This is a genomic window from Mycobacterium sp. (genome assembly GCF_046091765.1).
Classification (GTDB): domain Bacteria; phylum Actinomycetota; class Actinomycetes; order Mycobacteriales; family Mycobacteriaceae; genus Mycobacterium.
Map to the genome: position 1 here is coordinate 1 of NZ_JBJTCF010000097.1, position 20,463 is coordinate 20,463.

The following is a 20,463-nucleotide window of genomic DNA, read 5'->3' on the forward strand; positions in this document are numbered from 1 at the left end:
GGGCCCCACCGCGTGAGTCGCCTCCCACACCCCCCCGGGGGCCCCACGCTCGGCGGCTAGGAATGACCCATGGGATTCCTCAGGCAGGAAGTGCCCGTCGTCGACTTCGAGCAGTGGAGCCGGGGCACCCGCGCCGAGAAGATCCGGCCGATGGCCAAGCACTGGGCCGAGGTCGGGTTCGGCACGCCGGTGGCGCTGCACCTGTTCTACGTCGTCAAGATCCTGCTCTACATCCTTCTCGCGGCATTGTTCGCGCTCGCCACGAAAGGCATCGACGGGCTGGGCAATGTCGGGTCGTGGTGGACCGAGCCGATCGTGTTCCAGAAGGTCGTGCTGTACACGATCCTGTTCGAAGTGATCGGGCTGGGTTGCGGCTTCGGTCCGCTGAACAACCGGTTCTTCCCGCCGATGGGGTCGATCCTGTACTGGTTGCGTCCCGACACGATCCGGCTGCCGCCATGGCCTCAGCGGGTGCCACTGACCCGGGGTGACAACCGGACGCCGGTCGACGTCGTGCTCTACGGGGCGCTGCTGGTGGTGCTACTGGTCGCGCTGCTCTCCGACGGCACCGGGCCGGACCCGGCGCTGGGCACCGAGGTGGGCCTGCTGCCGGCGTGGCAGTCGGTGACGGCGCTCGTTCTGCTGGCCGTGCTGGGCCTGCGGGACAAGACCATCTTCCTGGCCGCCCGCGGCGAGGTGTACGCCCCCTTCGTGGCGGCCTTCCTGTTCGGCGGGCTCAACGTGATCATCGCCGCCAAGCTGGCCTGCGTGGTGATCTGGATGGGGGCGGCCACCTCCAAGCTCAACAAGCACTTCCCGTTCGTGATCTCCACGATGATGTCCAACAGCCCGGTGATCAGGCCCCGGGCCCTGAAGCGCAGGTTCTTCGAGCACTTCCCCGACGACCTGCGGCCCGGCCGGCTTTCCCGCTCCGTCGCCCACGTGAGCACCGCGATCGAGATGTGCGTGCCACTGGTGCTGCTGTTCTCCCACGGCGGCTGGCCGACCGCGGTGGCCGCCTTCGTGATGGTGTGCTTCCACCTCGGCATCCTGAGCGCGATCCCGATGGGCGTGCCGCTGGAATGGAACGTCTTCATGATCTTCGGCGTGCTCGCGCTCTTCGTCGGCCACGCCGACGTCGGGCTGTCCGATATCAGCAATCCACTGCCGGTCATCCTCGTCGCGGTGATGGCGGGGATCGTCGTCACCGGCAACCTGGCACCGCGCAAGATCTCGTTCCTGCCCGGCATGCGCTACTACGCCGGCAATTGGGACACTTCGATGTGGTGCATCAAGCCCTCAGCCGAGCAGAAGATCGCCGGCGGCGTTGTCGCGATCGCCAGCATGCCGGCCGCCCAACTGGAGCGCTTCTACGGCAGTGCCGAGGCCGCGCAGATCCCGATCTACATGGGCTATGCGTTCCGCGGCTTCAACACCCACGGCAGGGCGCTGTTCACCCTGGTGCACCGGGCGATGGCCGGGCACGACGAAAACGACTACGCGATCACCGACGGTGAGCGCATCTGCAGCACCGCCATGGGCTGGAATTTCGGTGACGGTCATCTGCACAACGAGCAGTTGATCGCCGCTCTGCAGCGGCGCTGCGGATTCGCACCCGGCGAGGTCCGGGTGGTGCTGCTCGACGCCCAGCCGATCCACCGGCGCACCCAGCGCTACCGGCTGGTCGATGCCGCCACCGGTGAGTTCGAAAGCGGCTACGTCGAGGTCGCCGACATGGTCGTTCGTCAGCCCTGGGACGACGACTTGCCGGTGCACCCGGACCCGCGTTGACCGAACGGTTGGTTGATCGTCAGAATCGACTCATCACCCCCACAACGAAGGAGAACGTCCGATGGCGGATGCGGTAATCGTCGAAGCAGTGCGCTCACCGGTCGGCAAGCGCAACGGCGGCCTGGCCGGCGTCCACCCGGCGGAGTTGTCCGCGCAGGTGCTCAACGCCCTCGCGGAGCGCGCCGGGATCGACCCGGAGGTGGTCGACGACGTCATCTGGGGCTGCGTCATGCAGGCCGGTGAGCAGGCGCTGGACATCGCCCGCACGGCGGTGCTGACCGCCGGCTGGCCGGAAACCGTGCCCGGGGTTACCGTCGACCGCCAGTGCGGGTCGAGCCAGCAGTCGGTGCACTTCGCCGCGGCCGGGGTGGTGGCCGGGCACTACGACGCGGTGGTCGCCGGGGGAGTGGAGTCGATGACGCGCACGCCGATGGGCGCGTCGCTGGCCAACGGCGGAAACCCGTACTCCGCCGGATTCAAGTCGCGCTACGACCGCACCCCCAACCAGGGCATCGGCGCCGAGATGATGGCCGAGAAGTGGAAGCTGTCGCGCACCGATCTCGACCAGTTCTCACTGGACTCCCACGAGAAGGCCGGAGCCGCGCAGGCCTCCGGCGCGTTCGACGACCAGATCGTCGGAATCAAGGATCCCGATGGCACGACGGTCCTCAAGGACGAGGGCATCCGCCTGGGCAGCACCCTGGAGAAGATGGCCGGACTCAAGCCGGCCTTCAAGGAGGACGGCGTGATCCACGCCGGGAACTCCTCGCAGATCTCCGACGGCTCGGCGGCGCTGCTGTTCATGTCGGCGGAGAAGGCGAAGGCGTTGGGGTGCAAGCCCATCGCGCGGGTGCACACCGCCACCCTGGCCGGTGCGGATCCGGTGATGATGCTCTCCGCGCCGATTCCGGCCACCCAGAAGGTTCTGGCGAAGTCAGGCCTGCGTCTGGAGGACATCGGCGTCTTCGAGGTCAACGAGGCGTTCGCCCCGGTGCCGCTGGCGTGGCTGAAGGAGATCGGCGCCGACGAGCGCAAGCTCAACCCCAACGGCGGCGCCATCGCGCTGGGCCACCCGCTCGGTGGCTCCGGTGCGCGGATCATGACGACGCTGCTTCACCACATGCGCGACAACAACATCCGGTACGGACTGCAGACGATGTGCGAAGGTGGCGGCCAGGCCAACGCGACGATCCTCGAACTGCTCTGAGGATGGCCGACGACGGCGCCGCCCCGGCAGTCACCACGGAGCGGCGGGGCAACATCTGGGTCATCACCCTCAACCGGCCCGAGGCGCGTAACGCGGTCAATCAGGCGGTCAGCACCGGCCTGGGCGACGCGCTGCAGCAGGCGCACGACGACGCCGAGATCTGGGCGGTCGTGGTCACCGGTGCGGGGGAGGCGTCGTTCTGCGCCGGCGCCGATCTGAAGGCACTGGCGCGGCGGGAGAACATCTTCCACCCCGAGCACCCCGAATGGGGCTTCGCGGGCTACGTGTCCCACTTCATCGACAAGCCGACGATCGCGGCGGTCAACGGGACCGCGCTGGGTGGCGGCACTGAACTGGCGCTGGCCAGCGACCTGGTGGTGGCGCGCCGCAGTGCGACGTTCGGTCTGCCGGAGGTCAAGCGGGGCCTGATCGCGGCAGCCGGCGGGGTGTTCCGCATCGTCGATCAACTGCCGCGCAAGGTGGCGATGCGACTGCTGCTGACCGGTGAACCGATCAGCGCCGAGGAGGCGCTGCGCTGGGGCCTGGTCAACGAGATCGTCGACGACGAGGTGTCCGTGCTGGAAGCCGCGATCGCCCTGGCCGGGCGGATCACCGTCAACGCGCCGCTGGCCGTGCAGGCCAGTAAGCGCGTCGCGGCCGGCGCCGACCACGGGGCGATCGCCGACGAGACGCCCCGGTGGGAGCGGTCCAACCGGGAGATCGCCGCCCTGATCCGCTCCGAGGACGCCCGCGAGGGGCCGCTGGCCTTCGCCGAGAAGCGTGCGCCGGTCTGGAAGGCGCGCTGAGGACGGCGCTTAGGCGGCCGGCTTGGCGCTGGTCGTGGCCTCGCTGGTCGCCGTCTCGGTCACCGTCTCCGTGGCCGTCTCGGTCGCCGTCGCCTCCGTTGTTGAGGTAGCCGCTGTGGAGGTAGCCGTCGTGGAGGTAGCCGTCGTGGAGGTGGCCGTCGTCGAGGTGGTTGCGGCGGTGGGGTCCTCGTCGCTCGGCGGGGTCAGCACCGTGTCGATCATGTAGATGTAGGCGCCCCGCGCGGTGTACGCACAGGTGAGCTTGGCGACGTCGTTGACCTTGACGTCCCCGCCCTCGCCGGTGACCAGGACCAGTCGGCCGTCCTGGGTGGGCATCTTGCCCGCGACGTCCTTGGGCCCCAGATAGCCCAGCACCATGTGGTAGTAGAGCAGCGGCAGCAGCACCGTCGGATCGGACTTGAGAGTCGCGATGGTCTCGGCGTCGAGCTTGGAGAAGGCGGCGTCGGTCGGGGCGAAGACCACGTAGGGGCCGCCGTCGAGCGCCTTGATCACGTTGACGTCCGGGTTCAGCCGGCCTGAGATCGCGGCGCTGAAGGTGCTCAGATCGGGGTTGTTGGCGATGGCCTGCGAGGCCTTCTGGCTGGCCATCGAGGCGAACGATCCGGCCCCGCCGGGAATCTCGTTGCGGTAGGCGTCGCAGCCCGGACCCTGCGGGTCGGGGACGTTCATCGGCGGCGGGACCGCCAGTTCGGTTTCGGCGGTCGCCGGCTCAGCCGGTGTGGTCGGTGTGGTCGGTTCGGCGTGGGCCGTCAGCGCCGTCGGGATCACCGCGGCGGCGGCGATCGCAGCGATCGCGGCGACAACGCCGAGGGTCTTGGTACTGCTCACGTCGGCTTCTCCTGGGTATCGGTAGGAACGCGGCAGCGTGCCGCGCCATCTGTGGGATCGTAGAGCGGGGGCATTTCGTTACCCAAAAATGGCGATTCAGGCCACATCGTCCCGGTCGGCATGACCCGCAACCCAGCGCAAGCCGACGTGCGTCCTGTGTCACCATGGGTTCGAGGCAGGTGACGCAAATGTCCAGTCGGATTCGCCGGAGGGCCGTCTGACCATGCTTGAAGAGATCCGCGAGGCAGCCGGTAAGGTCGCGCGGCCACACCAGGAATGGCCGTCGGTGATCCGCCGACGCCGCCTGGTCGTCTGCGTCGTGCTGGTGGCCGGCGCGATCCTGCTGAGCCTGTCGCTGCGAACCAGGCCTGGCGACCCGTCCTTCTACTGGTTGACATTGTCGCTGGCGGGGGTCTGGGTGCTGGGTGCGTTCGTGTCCGGACCGCTGCACCTGGGCCGGATCAAGTGGCGTGGCCGCAACCAGCGCCCGGTAATCACCGGGGTGACCGTCGGACTGCTGCTCGGCGCGGTGTTCCTGGCCGGCGGGCTGGTCGCCCGGGAGATCCCCCCGGTGGCCGAACTGATCGACCGGGTGCTGCGCTACACCAACTTCGGACCGCTGGCGCTGATCGTGCTCATCACCCTCGTCAACGGCGTCGCCGAGGAACTGTTCTTCCGCGGCGCGCTCTACACCGCCCTCGGCGACTTCTATCCGGTGGTGATCTCGACACTGCTCTACGTGGTCGCGATCTCCGCCAGCGGCAACCTCATGCTGGGTGTCGCGGCGGCGATCCTGGGCACCGTCTGCGCGCTGGAGCGCCGCGCCACCGGGGGCGTGCTGGCGCCGTATCTGACGCACCTGGTGTGGGGGTTGATCATGGTGCTGGCGTTGCCGCCGATCTTCGGGCTGTGACCTGAGCTCAGGAGTCGGTGAATTCGGCCGGCCGCCGCTGCTGGAACGCCCGGGTGCCCTCGACGAAGTCGCGCGAGCCGAGCAGCTGGTGCTGACCCTCGGTCTCGCGTGCGATCGCCGCATCCAGCTCGATCAGGGTGGCGGCGTTGATGGCCTGCTTGGTCTTGCGCAGCGCCACCGCGGGTCCGGACACCAGTTTCTCGATCACCCGTGCCGCGCCGGCGTCGAGCTCTCCGTCCGGATACACCCCGCTGACCAAGCCGTAGGCGAGCGCGTCGGCGGCCGGGATGCGTTCGGCCAGCAGCGCCATCCGCATCGCCCGGATCCGGCCGATCGCCGCGGCCACCAGTGCCGAGGCCCCGCCGTCGGGCATCAGCCCGATCCTGGTGAACGCCAACAGGAGATACGCCGACTCGGCCGCCAGAACGATGTCACAGGCCAGGGCGAGCGAGACCCCGACGCCGGCGGCCGGTCCGTGCACGACGGCAACGATCGGCTTGGGAAAGTCGGTGATCGCCCGCACCGCCCGGTTCGCCGCGGCGAGCACCGAGTCGGCCGTCGACGCCGGCTCGGCCGCGCGGGCGGCCTGGTCGTCGGCGCCGATCCCCGCTCCCGAGCAGAAGCCGCGCCCGGCGCCGCTCAACCGCACGACCCTCACCTGCGCGTCCCCGGCGGCATGTTCGAGGGTGTCGGCGACGGTCTCCAGCATGGCCGCGGTCAGCGAGTTCAGGCTGTCCGGCCGGTTGAGGGTCACCGACAGCACCCCGTCGTCGAGTGAGACTGTCAGATCCGGGATGCCGGCATAGGTCATGGCTGCACAGTAGACCCGGTGCAAAGATGATCGTGTTCGCAGGGCGGAAGGGTTGATGCAGTCATGGCTGGACCACTGAAGGGTTTACGGGTCGTCGAACTTGCCGGGATCGGTCCGGGACCGCACGCGGCGATGATCCTCGGCGACCTGGGTGCCGACGTGGTGCGCGTCGAGCGCCCCAGCAAGATCCCCAATCCGGGACCCAGCAGGGACTTTCTGCTGCGTAATCGCCGTTCGGTCACCGCCGACCTCAAGGATCCCGACGACCGCGAGCGGGTGCTGGCCCTGATCGCTAAGGCCGACGTGCTCATCGAGGGTTTCCGGCCCGGGGTCACCGAACGGCTCGGTCTGGGCCCGCAGGACTGCGCCGCGCGCAACACGCGGCTGATCTACGCGCGGATGACCGGCTGGGGGCAGACCGGTCCGCGCAGCCAGCAGTCCGGCCATGACATCAACTACATCTCGCTCAACGGCGTGCTGCACGCCATCGGCAGGGTGAATGAACGCCCCGTCCCGCCGCTGAACCTGGTCGGTGACTTCGGCGGCGGATCGATGTTCCTTCTGGTCGGGATCCTCTCGGCGCTCTACGAACGCGAGCACTCCGGGGTGGGCCAGGTGATCGACGCCGCGATGGTCGACGGGTCGGCGGTGCTGGCCCAGATGATGTTCGCCTTCCGGCACACCGGCCTGTGGAGCGACGTGCGCGGCACGAACATGCTCGACACCGGTGCGCCGTACTACGACACCTATGAGTGCGCCGACGGCCGTTATGTCGCGGTGGGATCCATCGAGCCGCAGTTCTACGCCGAGCTGCTCGAGAAGCTGGGCCTCGACCCCGCGGGGCTGCCCGCGCAGAACGACGTCACCCGCTGGCCGGAGTTGCGTGCGATCCTCACCGAGACCTTCGCCGCGCGGGATCGTGATCACTGGGCGAAGGTCTTCGCCGGCAGCGACGCCTGCGTCACCCCGGTGCTGAGCTTCGCCGAGATCGACACCGAGCCGCACAACGCCGAGCGGGACGGCTTCTACGCCGAGAACGGCGGCGTCTTCCCGATGCCGGCCCCGCGGTTCTCCCGCACCGCACCCGACAAGCCGACCCCGCCGCGGGCGCCGGGACAGGACAACGACGCGGTCTCAGGCGACTGGGTATAGTCCCCGACCAACCAGTAGGTCGAGTGGGTCGAGGGAAGGAAACAACCGCTGTGCAGATCAAGGACGCGGTCGCGGTCGTCACCGGCGGTGCCTCCGGACTGGGCTTGGCGACCGCCAGGGCTCTGCTCGACGAGGGCGCGAAGGTGCTCATCCTGGATCTGCCGACCTCCGACGGCGAGCAGGTGGCCCGGGATCTGGGCGAGCGGGCCCGATTCGTGGCGGCCGACGTGTGCGACGAGGACGCCGTGGCCGGAGCCTTCGACGTGGCCGAGTCGATGGGGCCGGTGCGCATCGTGATCAACTGCGCGGGCACCGGGGACGCGATCCGCGTGCTGGGCAAGGGCGGGGTCTACCCGCTCAGGAAGTTCGCCCGCATCGTCAACATCAACCTCGTCGGCACATTCAACGTGCTGCGCCTCGGCGCCGAGCGGATGGCCCGGACCGACCCAATCGGCCCCGACACCAGCGCGGAGCGCGGGGTGATCATCAACACCGCCTCGGTCGCCGCGTTCGACGGCCAGATCGGCCAGGCCGCCTACTCCGCATCCAAGGGCGGTGTGGTCGGCATGACACTGCCGATTGCCCGCGACCTCGCCGACAAGCTGATCCGGGTGGTCACCATCGCGCCGGGACTGTTCGACACCCCGCTGCTGGCGGGCCTGCCCGAGCCTGCGAAGGCCTCCCTCGGCGCGCAGGTTCCCCACCCCTCCCGGCTGGGCAAGCCCAGCGAGTACGGCGCCCTTGCGGTACACATCGTGGAGAACCCGATGCTCAACGGCGAGGTGATCCGCCTCGACGGCGCCATCCGGATGGCACCGCGATAGTCAAGGAGTTCTGATGGCTGTGAAAAAGGTACTGAAGACGAAGTTCACTGAGACGTTCGGTGTCGAGCATCCCATCGCACAAGGTGGCATGCAGTGGGTCGGGCGGGCCGAACTCGTTGCCGCCGTTGCCAACTCGGGCGCTCTGGGTTTCCTGACCGCTCTGACCCAGCCCACGCCGAAGGACCTGGCCAACGAGATCGCCAAGACCCGCGACCTCACCGACAAGCCCTTCGGAGTCAATCTCACCATCCTGCCGGCGATCAACCCCCCGCCCTATGACGAGTATCGGCAGGTCATCGTCGATGCGGGAATCACGATCGTGGAGACCGCCGGCTCCAACCCCGCCCCGCACCTGCCGATGTTCCACGACAACGGGATCAAGGTGCTGCACAAGTGCACCTCGGTGCGCCACGCCGTGAAAGCCCAGAGCCTCGGGGTGGACGGCATCAGCATCGACGGCTTCGAGTGCGCGGGTCACCCGGGTGAGGACGACATCCCCGGACTGGTGCTGATTCCCGCGGCGGCCGACAAGATCGAGATTCCGATGATCGCCTCCGGCGGTTTCGCCGACGCGCGCGGGCTGGTGGCCGCCCTCGCCCTCGGTGCCGACGGAATCAACATGGGGTCACGCTTCATGTGCACCGAGGAGTCCTGCATCCACCAGAACGTCAAAGAGGCGATCGTCGCCGGCGACGAGCGCGGCACCGAGTTGATCTTCCGCACCCTGCACAACACCGCACGGGTCGCCAGCAATGCGGTCTCCCGTGAAGTGGTCGAGATCCTCAACGGCGGCGGCCAGTTCGGCGACGTCCAGGACCTGGTGTCGGGTATCCGGGGCCGGCGGGTCTTCGACGAGGGCGACCTCGACGCCGGCATCTGGTCGGTGGGCACCGCGATGGGCCTGATCAACGACATCCCGACGGTCGGGGAGTTGGTCGGCCGGATCGTCGCCGAGGCCGAGGAGATCATCACCGGGCGGCTGGCTGGGATGGTCAGCGCTGCTCACACAAAAGTGCCCGCCTGACGGCGGGCACCGGAAAAACGGGTACACCTCAACCAGGTCGCGGGCCCCGTGGGGCGGCCGCCTGACCTGTCAGCTGGCGTTGGCCAGCGGGGTTTCCTCGAACTGCTCGGAGGTGTCACCCTCCACGAGGACGTCGCCGTGATAAAGGGCGTCGAAGTCGCCCTTGATCACGTCGCTGGAGTCGTCGATCCACATGCCCCTGACCCTATTAGTTTCCTTTAAGGAATCATTGAGTCACGATTCGGAAAATGGTGGCAATCCTTACCGGCGGGTGACCGCGCCCGGTACCGGTTGACCACCCCGGTGGGCCTGTCCAGACTGGACGTGACGAGAAGTTTGCTGGACGGCAGGAAGGATGGCACCTGTGCTGCGGCGGACCGCTGAACTGGCCATTCGCTGGCCGCGGCGCATCCTGGCGCTCGCCGTCCTGGTCATGGCGCTGGCCGCGGTGTTCGGGATCCCGGTGGCCAACCACCTCTCCGCCGGGGGATTCGCCGACCCGACCTCGGAGTCGTTCCAGGCTGCGCGGCTGCTCGCCGAGAAGTTCGGGCAGAGCAACCAGCAGCTTCTGATCACGGTGACCGACCCGGCCGGGGCGGCCGAGGGGCCGGCCCGGGCCACCGGCGCCGGGATCGTCGGGGTCCTCGACGCCTCGCCCCGGGTGATGAGCGTGGCCTCGCCCTGGACCTCCCCGCCGGCCGCCGCCGCCGAGCTGCTCAGCCGGGACGGCAGGACGGGCCTGATCGTGGCGACCCTCGCCGGCGGCGAGGACAAGGCGCAGGACTACGCCGCCGAGTTGGTCGAGCAGGTGGGCGGGGACCGCGGCGGGCTGACCATCCGGGCCGGCGGCACGGCGATGATCTACAAGCAGATCAACGAGCAGACCATGCGCGACCTGATCCGGATGGAGGCGATTGCGGTCCCGCTGAGCTTCGCCGTGCTGATCTGGGTCTTCGGCGGACTGATCGCCGCAGGGCTGCCGATGCTGGTCGGTCTGATGGCCATCCTCGGCGCGATGGCGGTCCTGCGGGTGATCACCCACTTCACCGACGTGTCGATCTTCGCGCTGAACATCACCACCGCGCTCGGGCTGGCCCTGGCGATCGACTACACGCTGCTGATCCTCAGCCGCTACCGCGACGAGATCGCCGGCGGTGCCGACCCGGCCGCCGCGCTGGTGCGCACCATGTGCACCGCCGGTCGCACCGTGCTGTTCTCCGCGGTAACGGTCGCGCTGTCGCTCTCGGCGCTGATGGTCTTTCCGATGTACTTCCTGAAGTCCTTCGCCTACTCCGGTATTGCGACGGTCGCCTTCGCGGCGGCGGCCGCGGTCATCGTCACACCCGCGGCCATCGTCGTGCTCGCCAACCGGCTGGACTCCTTCGACATCCGCCGGCTGCTGCGCCGGGTGCTGGGCCGGCCGGAGCCGGCAGTACGGCCGGTGCAGCAGCAGTTCTGGTACCGCTCGACGAAGTTCGTGATGCGCCGCGCCATCCCGATCGGCACCGCGATCATCGCGGCGCTGGTGGTTCTCGGACTGCCGTTCCTGCGCATCGAGTTCGGCAACCCCGACGACCGGGTGCTTCCCCGCAGCGCATCGTCACATCAGGTCGGCGACCAGTTGCGCAACGACTTCGCCAGCAACTTCAACACCGCGGTGAGCATGGTGATCCCCGACGCCGGCGACGCCACCCCGGCCGAATTCGACCGTTACGCCGCCGACCTGTCGCGGGTCCCGGATGTCTCGCTGGTGTCGTCTCCCGGCGGGACCTTCGTGGGCGGGGAGAGGGTCGGTCCGCCCTCGGCGCCGACCGGCATCGCCGACGGCAGCGCGCTGCTGTCGGTGCGCAGTACGGTTCCGCTGTTCTCCGAGGCGTCGCGGGTTCAGCTCGACCGATTGCACGCGGTGGCCGAGCCCGCCGGTCGGGAGGTCCTCATCGGGGGCGGCGCGCAGGTCAATCGCGACAACGTCGCGGCGGTGACATCGCGGATCCCGCTGGTGCTCTCGCTGATCGGCGGGGTCACCTTCGTGCTGCTGTTCCTGCTCACCGGCAGCCTCCTGCTGCCGCTCAAAGCGATCGTGCTCAACGTGCTCTCGCTGTCGGCCGCCTTCGGGGCACTGGTCTGGGTATTCCAGGACGGCCATCTCGGCGCGCTCGGCACGATTCCCACCGGAACCATGGAAGCGAACATGCCGATGCTGCTGTTCTGCGTCGCCTTCGGCCTGTCGATGGACTACGAGGTGTTCCTGCTGGCCCGCATCCGGGAGTTCTGGCTGGACTCGGCGCAGACTCGTGCCGACAGCGACGAAAGTGTGGCGCTGGGCTTGGCGCGCACCGGCCGCGTGGTCACCGCGGCCGCGCTGATCATGGCGATCGCTTTCGCGGCGCTGATCGCCGCACAGGTGTCGTTCATGCGGATCTTCGGGCTCGGAACGACGCTGGCGGTCGTCGTCGACGCGACGCTGGTGCGGATGGCGCTGCTGCCGGCTTTCATGCAGGTGATGGGGAAGTGGAACTGGTGGGCGCCCAAGCCGTTGGCGCGTCTGCACGAGCGCTTCGGGCTCAGCGAGGGCGGTCCCGCGCCGTCGACCGGATCCGGTGCACGCTCGGCGGTGGCAGTGCGCTCAACCGAGTGATCCGACGCGAGGAGCACCATGGCCCAAACGCTCGACCACCCCTTTTTCGCCCGCCTGTGGATGCTGCTGAGCGCTCACGAAACCCCGCTGCTGCAACGGCTACGCGCCGAGAACCTTGCCGGTCTCTCCGGTCGTGTGCTGGAGGTGGGGGCCGGAACCGGAGCCAACTTCGCCCACTACCCGACAGCGGTACGGCAGGTGATCGCACTCGAGCCGGAGATCCAGCTTGCACCCAGGGCCAGGGAGGCGGCCGCCACCGCGCCGGTCCCGGTCGCCGTCATCGAGTCGACCATCGAGACCCTGCCCGACACCGAACCCTTCGATGCGGTCGTCTGCTCACTGGTGCTGTGCTCGGTCGGTGACCTGAGCGCTGTTCTGCGCCAGCTGTACTCGATGCTCAAAACCGAGGGTCAGCTGCGTTTCTTCGAACATGTCGCCAGCCCCGGCTGGCGCGGCGGCCTGCAGAGACTGGCCGACGCGACGGTGTGGCCACGTCTTGCGGGCAACTGCCACACTCACCGCGATACCGAAGGAGCGATCCGTGCCGCGGGGTTCACCGTCGTCGCCGCGCGCCACCAACGGGCCTTCCCGGCCTGGGTACCGATACCGGTTTCGGAGGTCGCGGTCGGGCGGGCGCTCAAAGGTGCCTAGCCCAACGCGGTCAACCGGTCCAGCAGGCCGGGCAGCGCCGTGCCGGCGGGCTCGCGCACCGTCAGGGTGGCCGAGCCGGACAGCGGGGTCGCCTCGGGATTGACCTCGACCACCGGGGTGCCGCGCACCAGCGCCAACTCGGGTAGTCCGGCCGCCGGATAGACCAGCGCCGAGGTCCCGACCACCACGACAACGTCGGCTGAGGTGACGGCGTGTACCGCGGCCTGCCAGGGCTCGTCGGGCAGTTGCTCACCGAACCAGACGATGCCCGGCCGGATCAGCCCGCCGCACTCGCAGGAGGGTGGCGTCTTCTCCAGCTCCGGTTCGGGCATGTCGGGCAGCGGCGCGTGATACTGCGAACCGCAACTGGCACACCAGAACTCCGAGAGACTGCCGTGCAGGTGGTGCACCGAGCGGCTGCCGGCCCGCTCGTGCAGATCGTCGACGTTCTGGGTGACCACCGTCACCTCGGCATGCTCCTGCCAGGCCGCTAGAGCGTAGTGGCCGGCGTTGGGCTGCACCTGCTTGACCAGATGGTGGCGCCACAGATACCAGGCCCACACCCGCTCGGGGTGGCTGTTCCATCCGTCGGTGCTGGAGATCTCGTAGGGGTCGAACTTCGACCACAGCCCGTTCTCGTCGTCACGGAAGGTCGGCACGCCGCTCTCGGCAGAGATCCCCGCCCCACTGAGCACCGCGATGCGCATACCACCAACATAGCCGCTCTCGGTGATACTGAGAGGTGTGTGGCTGCAGATGGACCCCAGCTCCGGCACCCCGCTGTTCGAGCAGTTGCGCGGCGGCGTGATCGCGGCGATCCGCGACGGAACACTGCGGGCGGGCAGCCGGATGCCGACGGTTCGCGAGTTGGCCGCCCAGTTAGGCCTGGCAGTCAATACGGTGGCGCGGGCCTACCGCGAGCTGGAGAAGGTGGGAATCATCGAAACCCGCGGGCGCCAAGGCACTTTCGTCGCCCGCTCGGACCCGGTCGATGCGGCGATGGCGGCCGCGGCGCACGACTACGCCCACGCAGCGCGAGCGCTGGGCCTGGGCAGGGCCGAGGCGGTGCGCTACCTTGACGCCGCGTTCGATCAGCCGAACTCGAGCAGGGCGTAGACGCCGCGGAAGGGTTTCATCGGAGCGAACCGCCAGAGCGCGGGGAAGGCCGTCCGGAAGAAGAAACCGCGCCCCGCGGGCATCGGTACGTCTCGGACGCCCTTCAGACCCGCAACCCGGCCGACCAGGGCGCGCAGCTGGTTGATCGACAGGCTGAACGGCATCGGGGGTACCCGGTAGTGCTTGGAGGCGCGCAGGCCTTTCGGGGCGAACTTCTTGACGATCGTGGGCGGCAGGTCGAAGAACATCTGTCCGCCGGGGAAACGCCGGGCGCACTCGGCGATGAGGTCCATCGCCTCGTCGGGCTGCAGGTACATCAGCAGTCCCTCGGCGGTGATGAACACGCCCTCCTCGGCCTCGACCCGGTCGGCCCAGCTGTAGTCGAGGGCGGACTGGGCGATGTTGGTGATTCGCGGGGACGGGGGGAGGAAGCGCTCGCGCAAAGCGATCACCGGTGGCAGATCGACTGAAACCCAACGGAACCGGGGATCGGGCACCATCGCGTCCAGCCGCCAGAAGCTGGTCTGGAACCCTTCGGCGAGAGCGACGACGGTGGCCCGCGGATGGGTGCGCAGGTAGTCCAGAGTGCAGCGGTCGGCGGCGATCGCACGCAGCGCCATCTCCTGTCCCTGGCGCCCGAACTTGCCGAAGTCGACGGCAAAGGCGCCGCCCAGGGCGTCGCGAAGTTCGATGGCCACCGGGTCGGCGAGGATGGCGTCAGGCAGGCCGGCCTGATGGGCGCGCCCGTTGAGGGTCAGCAGCGCGGTCTCCGACACACCGGTCAGCAAGGGGCCGTCCATGGCGCCCAACCTACCCGGGCGGCCGACGTAGGCTCGGGGCATGACCCGTCAGGTGTTCGATGACAAACTGCTGGCGCTGATCGCCGACAACTCCCTCGGGGTGCTGGCGACGATCAAGCGCGACGGCCGCCCGCAGCTGTCCAACGTGACCTATCACTTCGACCCTCGGTCGGTCGCGATCGAGGTCTCGGTCACCGAACCGCGTGCCAAGACCCGCAACCTGCGTCGCGACCCCAGGGCGTCGATCCTGGTCAGCTCCGAGGACGGCTGGGCCTACGCCGTCGCCGAGGGAGACGCCGAACTGACTGCACCGGCCGCCGCCCCCGGCGACGACACCGTCGAGGCGCTGGTGAACCTCTATCGCGCGATCGCCGGGGAGCATCCGGACTGGGAGGACTACCGCGCGGCGATGGTGGCAGAGCGGCGGGTGCTGCTGCGACTGCGTGTCGGCCACCTCTACGGCATGCCGCCGGGCCTGCGCTGACGGCGCCGGCTGCGGCCCTGGATTAGTCTGCCAGCATGAGCGAACCCGACCCGCAGGACGAGACCAAGCGCAAGTTCCGCGAGGCGCTGGAGCGTAAGCAGGCCAAGGCCGGCGGCGGAGCGACGCACCAGGACGGCGGGCCCAAGCAGCCCCGCGCGCACGGCCCGGTGGCGAACCGGCGTGAATTCCGCCGTAAGAGCGGCTGAGGGGGCCGTCGCGGCATTCAGTGCTGGGTTGCCTTCTCGGCGCCCACTCCGGTCAGCGACCGGACTTCCATCTGGGCGTTGAGTTCGGGGTTGCCGGTGTCTTTCGACGTCAGGGTTCCGATGAAGCCGAGGATGAATCCCAGCGGGATGGACACGATGCCCGGATTGGACAGCGGGAACCAGGCGAAGTCCGCTGCGGGCAGCATTGACGTCTTCGCCCCTGACACTGCGGGGGAGAACACGATCAAGACGATGCAGCTGACCAACCCGCCGTAGATACTCCACAACGCCCCGCGGGTGTTGAACCGGCGCCAGTACAGCGAGTACAGAATGGTGGGCAGATTCGCCGAAGCGGCGACTGCGAACGCCAGCGCCACCAGAAAGGCGACATTTTGGCCCAGCGCCAGGATGCCCAGAGCGATCGCGGCCACGCCCATCACCGCTGCGGTGATCCGCGATACTCGCACCTGCTCGTCCTCGGTGACCGTATGGCTCTTCAGCACGCTGGCGTAGACGTCGTGGGCGAAGGAGGCCGACGCGGTGATGGTGAGTCCGGCAACCACCGCGAGGATGGTGGCGAAAGCTACCGCCGAGATGATTCCGAGTAGAGCCACTCCGCCGAGCTCGAAAGCCAGCAGCGGGGCGGCGGAGTTCTGCCCGCCCGGTGCCTCGAGGATGCGATCGGGACCGACGATTGCCGCCGCCCCGTAACCCAGCGCGAGGGTGAACAGATAGAAGGCGCCGATCAGACCGATCGCCCACACCACCGATCGGCGGGCCTCCTTGGCGGTGGGGACCGTGTAGAACCGCATCAGAACGTGCGGTAGCCCGGCGGTCCCCAGCACAAGTGCCAGGCCCAGCGAGATCAGGTTGATCTTCGAGATGGTCGACGCTCCGTACTGGGCGCCGGGGGCGAGTACGTCACGCTCGGCCACGCCTTTGGTGGTGGCCTGGCGGACCATGTCCTGCGCCGAGCCCAGCATCTCGGAGAAGTTCAGGCCGAACTTCGCCAGCACCAGCACAGTCATCACGGCCGCGCCGGTGATCAGCAGCACGGCCTTGATGATCTGCACCCAGGTGGTGCCGGCCATCCCGCCCACCAGGACGTACACCATCATCAGCACGCCGACGATCGCGATCACCAGAGCCTGCGCGGAGCGGCTTTGGACGTCGAGCAACAGGGCAACCAGGCCGCCCGCGCCGGCCATCTGTGCCAGCAGGTAGAACAGCGAGACCGTCAGGGTGGAGGTGGCTGCCGCCAGCCGGACTGGTTTCTGCCTGAGCCGGAAGCTCAGCACATCAGCCATGGTGAACTTGCCGGTGTTGCGGAGCAGTTCGGCCACCAGCAACAGCGCCACCAGCCATGCGACCAGGAATCCGATCGAGTACAGAAATCCGTCATAGCCGTACACGGCGATTGCGCCGGCGATACCCAGGAAGCTGGCAGCCGAAAGGTAGTCACCGGCGATCGCGATGCCGTTCTGGGATCCGGTGAAGGAGTGCCCCGCGGTGAAGAACTCCGTCGCGTTGGTGTTGCGGCGGCTGACGCGGATCACGATGATCAGCGTGATCACGACGAAGAGGGTGAAGATGCTGATGTTGACGGCCGGGCTGCCCAGCCTCTCCCCGCCGGCGGCGAGCAGGCTGGCGGTCATCGGGAACCGGCTTCCATCTCCGCGCGGATGGCCGCGGCACGGGGGTCCAACTCACGATCGGCGAAGCGGACGTAGAGGCCGGTGATCAGGAATGTCGTCAGGAACTGCCCGAGCCCGAGGAGCAATCCGACATTGATGTTGCCCCAGACCTTGGTGGCCATGAAGTCATGGGCGAACGCGCCCAGCAGCACGTAGGAGGCGTACCAGACTAGGAAGAAAGCCGTCATCGGGAAGACGAAGCGGCGGAGGGTGCGGCGCAGCTCGGCGAACTGCGGGCTGGCCGCAACCGCCAGATAATCGGCATCGGCCGCCACGGGGCTTTCGGGGGTCGACATGGTCATCCTCCTGCGGTTGGTCCGGGGCCGGCGGCAGCCGCCTAGACTGCCCCCATGGTGCGACTGCAGCTGACCCAGGATTCCGCATCCGACCGCCTTTTGTCTGAGAATCCGTTCGCCCTGCTGGTGGGAATGCTGCTCGACCAACAGGTTCCCATGGAGACCGCCTTCGCCGGGCCGCGCAAGATCGCCGAACGACTCGGCGGTTTCGACCCCCGCCGGATCGCTGACTGCGACCCGGATCGGTTCGCCGCACTGTGTGCGGAAACGCCAGCGGTACATCGCTTTCCGGGCTCGATGGCCAAGCGGATCCAGGGTCTCGCGCGCGAAGTGATCGACGGCTACGGCGGTGACGCCGCCGCCCTCTGGACGCGAGGCGAACCCGACGGCGCCGAGGTGGTGCGCAGACTTAAGGCGCTGCCGGGTTTCGGCGAGGAGAAGGCCAGGATCTTCCTGGCGCTGTTGGGAAAGCAGTACGGGGTGACACCGCGCGGATGGCGCGCCGCCGCCGGTGACTACGGACGGTCGGGCACCCATCTGTCGATCGCTGACGTGCGGGACAAGGGGTCGCTGGACGCGGTGCGGGCACACAAGAAGAAGATGAAAGCGGCAGCGAAAAAGGGCTGAGAAGGGCCGAACACACAGAATGGGAGTCGCGATGAAGACCCACATCAACTGTCCGTGCGGTGAGGCGATCAGCGCCAAGGACGAGGACGAACTGGTCGAGCTGACCCAGGCGCATCTGGCGGCCGCGCACCCGGGTCTGAGCTATGACCGGGACGCGATCCTGTTCATGGCCTACTAACCCGAACGCCGAGGGCCTCCTCCAGCTCGGCGAGTGCCCGCTCGGTCAGTCGGGTCAGCGTGCCGACGTCGGGCACGATGTCGGGGTCGGTGACGAAACCGAGGCTGACGTGGTCGGCATAGGAACACGACGTGATGTTGAGCGCCATCCCGTCGTAGACCACCGACACCGGGTAGATCTCATCGATACGGGCGCCGTCGAAGTACATCGTCTCCGGTGGGCCGGGCACGCCCGACAGCGGCAGGTTGTAGCCCGGCGGCAGCTTCGCGTCGAACGGCAGCAGCGGAAGCAACACCGTGGGACCGATCGCCGGGCCGAGGGTGACCAGCATCGCGCCGGGTCCGCGTTCGGCGACTTCCTGCTTGACGCGGTTCATCCCGGCGTGGATCGCCGCAAGGCGCTCAACGGGATCCGCCAGGTCGGTACCCAGCGGACACAGTCCCAGTCCGAACTGGTTGCCGTGTTCAGCGGAGATGTCGGCTCCCTGCGCGCGGACGCTCACCGGACAGATCGCCACCAGGCTCTGGGTCGGCAACTCGTCGCGCCCGGCCAGCCAGGCCCGTAGTGCACCGGAGATCGCGGCGGAGACGACGTCGTTGGTGGTGACCGCCGCGGCGTCACGGATCGCGCCGATCCGGCTGCGCTGCAGGCTGATCCCGGCGACTGCGCGCCGCGTGCCGAGCCTGGCATTGAAACGGGTGCGCGGCGCACCGAAGGGCGCGGCGACACCGTGCCCACCTACCCGGGCGGCCAGTGCGCGGCGGCCGAGTCCCACGGCGGAGGCCAGCGCGGTGGCGACGGCGCGCGGCAGCGATCCCGGGTCGCGGTGGGGGCGGTGCGCCTGCTCGGCAGCGCCCCGGCCGGCGTAGAACGGCGTCATCGAGCGCCGCTGCGGGTCGGTGCTCAGCGAGTCGGCGATCATGCGCAGGCCCGCCACCCCGTCGATGACGCAGTGGTGGACCTTGATGTAGAAGGCGAACCGTCCATCGGGAAGACCGTCGATCAGGTACGCCATCCACAGCGGATTGGCGCGATTGAGCCGCAGGCTGTGCAGGTCGGAAACCAAGGCCCACAACGCTTCCGGCCCGGCTCCCGCCGGCAGCGTCCGGCGCTGAACGTGGTGGCGGATATCCACATCGCAGTCGCGCCAGACCCAGAGCAGCCCGGTCTCCAGACCCCGGTGCGGCCGGCGGCGCAACCGCGGGTCGAGCACTGTGGTCGCCGTCGACTGCCCGTAGAGGCGCGCCACGTAATCGTTTCCTTCGCCCGGCGGCGGGGTCAACATCAGCAGCACCGCGACGTGCATGGGGCTTGAGACGACCTCGGCGGTCATCATCAGGGCGTCGATCGGGTCGAGCCGGTCCACGCCGGAGAAGCCTAGCCGGACGCGGGCGCCTTGCTCAGGGCACGACGGTGGAGCCGATCGTCGGCATGAAGGTGCACTGCTTGTCCAGTGTGGTCACCTGCCCGAAGATCGTCGACATGACACTGCCCGACCCGGTGTCCACGATCGCGGTGAGCGTGGTGGGGCCCTGCGGATTGATGTCCGGGTTGGGCCGCAGGGTGGCGGTCCCGGACCTACCGGTGGACAGATTGACCCAGGTGACGTTGAGCGGCAGCCTCTGTTCGGCCGCCGGCGCCGGGGTGCCGACCGCGGTGAACACGTAGGCGGTCTGACCGGGACCCGGCCCGGGGGCGGGGATCTTGGCCGGACCGGCGACCGACAGCGCCGTCGCGATCACGTTGCCGCCGTCCTTGAGGCAGCCGCTGCTGATCGACGGGTACATGAAGTCCTGGGTCGGCGGGGTGTTCGGATCGAACGACGGCGCCGCGGCGGGCGCCGGTGCCGGCCCGGTCAGCGTGACGGCGGCCGGAACGACGGGGGCAGCCCCGGGCGTGAGGGGCGCTGAGGGTGTTGAGGGCGCTGAGGGTGCTGAAGGCGCTGCCGCGGCCTGCTGTGCGGTGATCTGGGCGAGGACCTCCGGGGTGGGCCCGACCGCGTGCGTCGGGTTGACGCCGTTGGGCAGATGCACCTCGCCGGACGCCACGCCCGCGACGGGCAGGTGGGCCTCCAACGGCAGCGGTCCGTTGCCGGTGCCGGGAGTCAGCAGTGGCGTGGTCCCGTGAGCCGTGCCCGCCAGAGCCTGCGGGGATCCGGTGGCGGTCAGCGCGGCCGCCGGATCGGCCGCCCCGCCCTGCTGGACGAACTTCGTGACCGCGTCGGCCAGCGCGGCCGAACCCGCGGGTGTGGTGGCGTTGCCGGCCAGCTGCGACGCCGCGGCCAGCAACAGCTGCTGCGCCGACGCGGGGTTGACCGCGGCCTGCTGGACCACCGGGCTGAGGCTCTGCATGGCGGTCAGACCGGGCAGTTGGCCCGGATCCACGACGCTGGGATC

At 68.8% G+C, this 20,463-nt stretch carries 23 protein-coding genes; 14 read left to right on the forward strand and 9 right to left on the reverse strand.

What is annotated here, in order from left to right; translation table 11 throughout:
* Positions 1 to 69 precede the first annotated feature (69 nt).
* From ACKOB8_RS10570 to ACKOB8_RS10580, 3 genes are all read left to right on the forward strand, one after another.
* The gene (locus ACKOB8_RS10570; protein WP_526377171.1) at positions 70 to 1,791 is read left to right on the forward strand and encodes a DUF3556 domain-containing protein; all 1,722 of its coding nucleotides are present in this window, start codon (positions 70 to 72) and stop codon (positions 1,789 to 1,791) included.
* A 61-nt stretch (positions 1,792 to 1,852) separates the two neighbouring features.
* Complete coding sequence (locus tag ACKOB8_RS10575) at positions 1,853 to 2,998, forward strand: thiolase family protein (protein WP_526377172.1); 1,146 nt, start codon at positions 1,853 to 1,855, stop codon at positions 2,996 to 2,998.
* Positions 2,999 to 3,000: 2 nt separating this feature from the next.
* Positions 3,001 to 3,804 (forward strand): enoyl-CoA hydratase/isomerase family protein, encoded by an 804-nt coding sequence (locus tag ACKOB8_RS10580; protein ID WP_526377173.1) that lies wholly within the window; start codon positions 3,001 to 3,003, stop codon positions 3,802 to 3,804.
* Positions 3,805 to 3,813: 9 nt separating this feature from the next.
* Here ACKOB8_RS10580 and ACKOB8_RS10585 read toward each other — a convergent pair whose 3' ends face one another.
* Complete coding sequence (locus tag ACKOB8_RS10585) at positions 3,814 to 4,653, reverse strand: fasciclin domain-containing protein (RefSeq protein ID WP_526377174.1); 840 nt, start codon at positions 4,651 to 4,653, stop codon at positions 3,814 to 3,816.
* A 223-nt stretch (positions 4,654 to 4,876) separates the two neighbouring features.
* Between ACKOB8_RS10585 and ACKOB8_RS10590 the strand changes: the two genes are divergently transcribed.
* Positions 4,877 to 5,566, forward strand: a complete 690-nt coding sequence (locus tag ACKOB8_RS10590) for a CPBP family intramembrane glutamic endopeptidase (RefSeq protein WP_526377175.1) — start codon at positions 4,877 to 4,879, stop codon at positions 5,564 to 5,566.
* A gap of 7 nt (positions 5,567 to 5,573) precedes the next feature.
* Here ACKOB8_RS10590 and ACKOB8_RS10595 read toward each other — a convergent pair whose 3' ends face one another.
* Positions 5,574 to 6,377 carry an enoyl-CoA hydratase/isomerase family protein gene (locus ACKOB8_RS10595; RefSeq protein ID WP_526377176.1) on the reverse strand — a complete coding sequence of 268 codons (804 nt, stop codon included), beginning with the start codon at positions 6,375 to 6,377 and terminating at the stop codon, positions 5,574 to 5,576.
* A 63-nt stretch (positions 6,378 to 6,440) separates the two neighbouring features.
* On the opposite strand from ACKOB8_RS10595, the gene ACKOB8_RS10600 reads away from it, so the two are divergent.
* Genes ACKOB8_RS10600 through ACKOB8_RS10610 form a run of 3 tightly spaced genes read left to right on the forward strand, consistent with a single transcriptional unit; the run spans position 6,441 to position 9,377 of the window.
* Entirely contained in the window at positions 6,441 to 7,529 is a 1,089-nt protein-coding gene (locus ACKOB8_RS10600) for a CaiB/BaiF CoA transferase family protein (protein WP_526377177.1), read from the forward strand.
* 50 nt (positions 7,530 to 7,579) lie between these two features.
* A complete protein-coding gene (locus tag ACKOB8_RS10605; protein ID WP_526377178.1) occupies positions 7,580 to 8,353 on the forward strand; it encodes a 3-hydroxyacyl-CoA dehydrogenase in 774 nt (257 codons plus the stop codon).
* Between the two features lie 13 nt (positions 8,354 to 8,366).
* The gene (locus tag ACKOB8_RS10610) at positions 8,367 to 9,377 is read left to right on the forward strand and encodes an NAD(P)H-dependent flavin oxidoreductase (protein WP_526377179.1); all 1,011 of its coding nucleotides are present in this window, start codon (positions 8,367 to 8,369) and stop codon (positions 9,375 to 9,377) included.
* A gap of 69 nt (positions 9,378 to 9,446) precedes the next feature.
* Here ACKOB8_RS10610 and ACKOB8_RS10615 read toward each other — a convergent pair whose 3' ends face one another.
* A complete protein-coding gene (locus ACKOB8_RS10615) occupies positions 9,447 to 9,572 on the reverse strand; it encodes a hypothetical protein (RefSeq protein ID WP_526377180.1) in 126 nt (41 codons plus the stop codon).
* A 169-nt stretch (positions 9,573 to 9,741) separates the two neighbouring features.
* Between ACKOB8_RS10615 and ACKOB8_RS10620 the strand changes: the two genes are divergently transcribed.
* Together ACKOB8_RS10620 and ACKOB8_RS10625 are read left to right on the forward strand one after the other, a co-directional pair.
* Positions 9,742 to 12,015 carry an MMPL family transporter gene (locus tag ACKOB8_RS10620; protein ID WP_526377181.1) on the forward strand — a complete coding sequence of 758 codons (2,274 nt, stop codon included), beginning with the start codon at positions 9,742 to 9,744 and terminating at the stop codon, positions 12,013 to 12,015.
* An 18-nt stretch (positions 12,016 to 12,033) separates the two neighbouring features.
* Complete coding sequence (locus ACKOB8_RS10625) at positions 12,034 to 12,666, forward strand: class I SAM-dependent methyltransferase (protein WP_526377182.1); 633 nt, start codon at positions 12,034 to 12,036, stop codon at positions 12,664 to 12,666.
* Here ACKOB8_RS10625 and ACKOB8_RS10630 read toward each other — a convergent pair.
* On the reverse strand, positions 12,663 to 13,373 hold the full coding sequence (locus ACKOB8_RS10630; protein ID WP_526377183.1) for an SIR2 family NAD-dependent protein deacylase: 711 nt from the start codon (positions 13,371 to 13,373) through the stop codon (positions 12,663 to 12,665). The two genes, ACKOB8_RS10625 and ACKOB8_RS10630, sit on opposite strands and share 4 nt — an antisense overlap.
* Positions 13,374 to 13,422: 49 nt before the next feature.
* Here ACKOB8_RS10630 and ACKOB8_RS10635 point away from each other — a divergent pair, with 49 nt between their 5' ends.
* The gene (locus ACKOB8_RS10635) at positions 13,423 to 13,782 is read left to right on the forward strand and encodes an Rv1152 family transcriptional regulator (RefSeq protein ID WP_526377203.1); all 360 of its coding nucleotides are present in this window, start codon (positions 13,423 to 13,425) and stop codon (positions 13,780 to 13,782) included.
* Here ACKOB8_RS10635 and ACKOB8_RS10640 read toward each other — a convergent pair.
* Positions 13,758 to 14,582: a class I SAM-dependent methyltransferase gene (locus tag ACKOB8_RS10640; protein ID WP_526377184.1), complete on the reverse strand. Its 825-nt coding sequence runs from the start codon at positions 14,580 to 14,582 to the stop codon at positions 13,758 to 13,760. The two genes, ACKOB8_RS10635 and ACKOB8_RS10640, sit on opposite strands and share 25 nt — an antisense overlap.
* 40 nt (positions 14,583 to 14,622) lie before the next feature.
* Here ACKOB8_RS10640 and ACKOB8_RS10645 point away from each other — a divergent pair, with 40 nt between their 5' ends.
* Positions 14,623 to 15,066 (forward strand): PPOX class F420-dependent oxidoreductase, encoded by a 444-nt coding sequence (locus ACKOB8_RS10645; protein ID WP_526377185.1) that lies wholly within the window; start codon positions 14,623 to 14,625, stop codon positions 15,064 to 15,066.
* Positions 15,067 to 15,101: 35 nt separating this feature from the next.
* Complete coding sequence (locus ACKOB8_RS10650) at positions 15,102 to 15,272, forward strand: DUF5302 family protein (protein WP_526377186.1); 171 nt, start codon at positions 15,102 to 15,104, stop codon at positions 15,270 to 15,272.
* Positions 15,273 to 15,289: 17 nt separating this feature from the next.
* On the opposite strand, the gene ACKOB8_RS10655 is transcribed toward ACKOB8_RS10650, so the two are convergent.
* Both ACKOB8_RS10655 and ACKOB8_RS10660 read right to left on the reverse strand, forming a co-directional pair.
* Entirely contained in the window at positions 15,290 to 16,927 is a 1,638-nt protein-coding gene (locus tag ACKOB8_RS10655; RefSeq protein ID WP_526377187.1) for a monocarboxylic acid transporter, read from the reverse strand.
* The gene (locus ACKOB8_RS10660; RefSeq protein ID WP_526377188.1) at positions 16,924 to 17,262 is read right to left on the reverse strand and encodes a DUF485 domain-containing protein; all 339 of its coding nucleotides are present in this window, start codon (positions 17,260 to 17,262) and stop codon (positions 16,924 to 16,926) included. Before ACKOB8_RS10660 ends, ACKOB8_RS10655 begins: the two co-directional genes overlap by 4 nt.
* Positions 17,263 to 17,316: 54 nt before the next feature.
* Between ACKOB8_RS10660 and ACKOB8_RS10665 the strand changes: the two genes are divergently transcribed.
* Both ACKOB8_RS10665 and ACKOB8_RS10670 read left to right on the forward strand, forming a co-directional pair.
* The gene (locus ACKOB8_RS10665) at positions 17,317 to 17,889 is read left to right on the forward strand and encodes an HhH-GPD-type base excision DNA repair protein (protein WP_526377189.1); all 573 of its coding nucleotides are present in this window, start codon (positions 17,317 to 17,319) and stop codon (positions 17,887 to 17,889) included.
* A 31-nt stretch (positions 17,890 to 17,920) separates the two neighbouring features.
* Positions 17,921 to 18,067: a DUF1059 domain-containing protein gene (locus ACKOB8_RS10670; RefSeq protein ID WP_526249311.1), complete on the forward strand. Its 147-nt coding sequence runs from the start codon at positions 17,921 to 17,923 to the stop codon at positions 18,065 to 18,067.
* Here the strand turns inward: ACKOB8_RS10670 and ACKOB8_RS10675 are convergent.
* Both ACKOB8_RS10675 and ACKOB8_RS10680 read right to left on the reverse strand, forming a co-directional pair.
* Entirely contained in the window at positions 18,054 to 19,433 is a 1,380-nt protein-coding gene (locus ACKOB8_RS10675) for a wax ester/triacylglycerol synthase family O-acyltransferase (protein ID WP_526377190.1), read from the reverse strand. The two genes, ACKOB8_RS10670 and ACKOB8_RS10675, sit on opposite strands and share 14 nt — an antisense overlap.
* 34 nt (positions 19,434 to 19,467) lie before the next feature.
* Entirely contained in the window at positions 19,468 to 20,418 is a 951-nt protein-coding gene (locus ACKOB8_RS10680) for an Rv1157c family protein (RefSeq protein WP_526377204.1), read from the reverse strand.
* Positions 20,419 to 20,463 lie beyond the last annotated feature (45 nt).

Coding starts and splice junctions, on each gene's coding strand:
- ACKOB8_RS10570 (WP_526377171.1), top strand. CDS start 70: ATGGGATTCCTCAGGCAGGAAGTGCCCGTCGTCGACTTCGAGCAGTGG.
- ACKOB8_RS10575 (WP_526377172.1), top strand. CDS start 1,853: ATGGCGGATGCGGTAATCGTCGAAGCAGTGCGCTCACCGGTCGGCAAG.
- ACKOB8_RS10580 (WP_526377173.1), top strand. CDS start 3,001: ATGGCCGACGACGGCGCCGCCCCGGCAGTCACCACGGAGCGGCGGGGC.
- ACKOB8_RS10590 (WP_526377175.1), top strand. CDS start 4,877: ATGCTTGAAGAGATCCGCGAGGCAGCCGGTAAGGTCGCGCGGCCACAC.
- ACKOB8_RS10595 (WP_526377176.1), bottom strand. CDS start 6,377: ATGACCTATGCCGGCATCCCGGATCTGACAGTCTCACTCGACGACGGG.
- ACKOB8_RS10600 (WP_526377177.1), top strand. CDS start 6,441: ATGGCTGGACCACTGAAGGGTTTACGGGTCGTCGAACTTGCCGGGATC.
- ACKOB8_RS10610 (WP_526377179.1), top strand. CDS start 8,367: ATGGCTGTGAAAAAGGTACTGAAGACGAAGTTCACTGAGACGTTCGGT.
- ACKOB8_RS10615 (WP_526377180.1), bottom strand. CDS start 9,572: ATGTGGATCGACGACTCCAGCGACGTGATCAAGGGCGACTTCGACGCC.
- ACKOB8_RS10625 (WP_526377182.1), top strand. CDS start 12,034: ATGGCCCAAACGCTCGACCACCCCTTTTTCGCCCGCCTGTGGATGCTG.
- ACKOB8_RS10630 (WP_526377183.1), bottom strand. CDS start 13,373: ATGCGCATCGCGGTGCTCAGTGGGGCGGGGATCTCTGCCGAGAGCGGC.
- ACKOB8_RS10635 (WP_526377203.1), top strand. CDS start 13,423: ATGGACCCCAGCTCCGGCACCCCGCTGTTCGAGCAGTTGCGCGGCGGC.
- ACKOB8_RS10640 (WP_526377184.1), bottom strand. CDS start 14,582: ATGGACGGCCCCTTGCTGACCGGTGTGTCGGAGACCGCGCTGCTGACC.
- ACKOB8_RS10645 (WP_526377185.1), top strand. CDS start 14,623: ATGACCCGTCAGGTGTTCGATGACAAACTGCTGGCGCTGATCGCCGAC.
- ACKOB8_RS10650 (WP_526377186.1), top strand. CDS start 15,102: ATGAGCGAACCCGACCCGCAGGACGAGACCAAGCGCAAGTTCCGCGAG.
- ACKOB8_RS10655 (WP_526377187.1), bottom strand. CDS start 16,927: ATGACCGCCAGCCTGCTCGCCGCCGGCGGGGAGAGGCTGGGCAGCCCG.
- ACKOB8_RS10660 (WP_526377188.1), bottom strand. CDS start 17,262: ATGTCGACCCCCGAAAGCCCCGTGGCGGCCGATGCCGATTATCTGGCG.
- ACKOB8_RS10665 (WP_526377189.1), top strand. CDS start 17,317: ATGGTGCGACTGCAGCTGACCCAGGATTCCGCATCCGACCGCCTTTTG.
- ACKOB8_RS10670 (WP_526249311.1), top strand. CDS start 17,921: ATGAAGACCCACATCAACTGTCCGTGCGGTGAGGCGATCAGCGCCAAG.
- ACKOB8_RS10680 (WP_526377204.1), bottom strand. CDS start 20,418: ATGCAGAGCCTCAGCCCGGTGGTCCAGCAGGCCGCGGTCAACCCCGCG.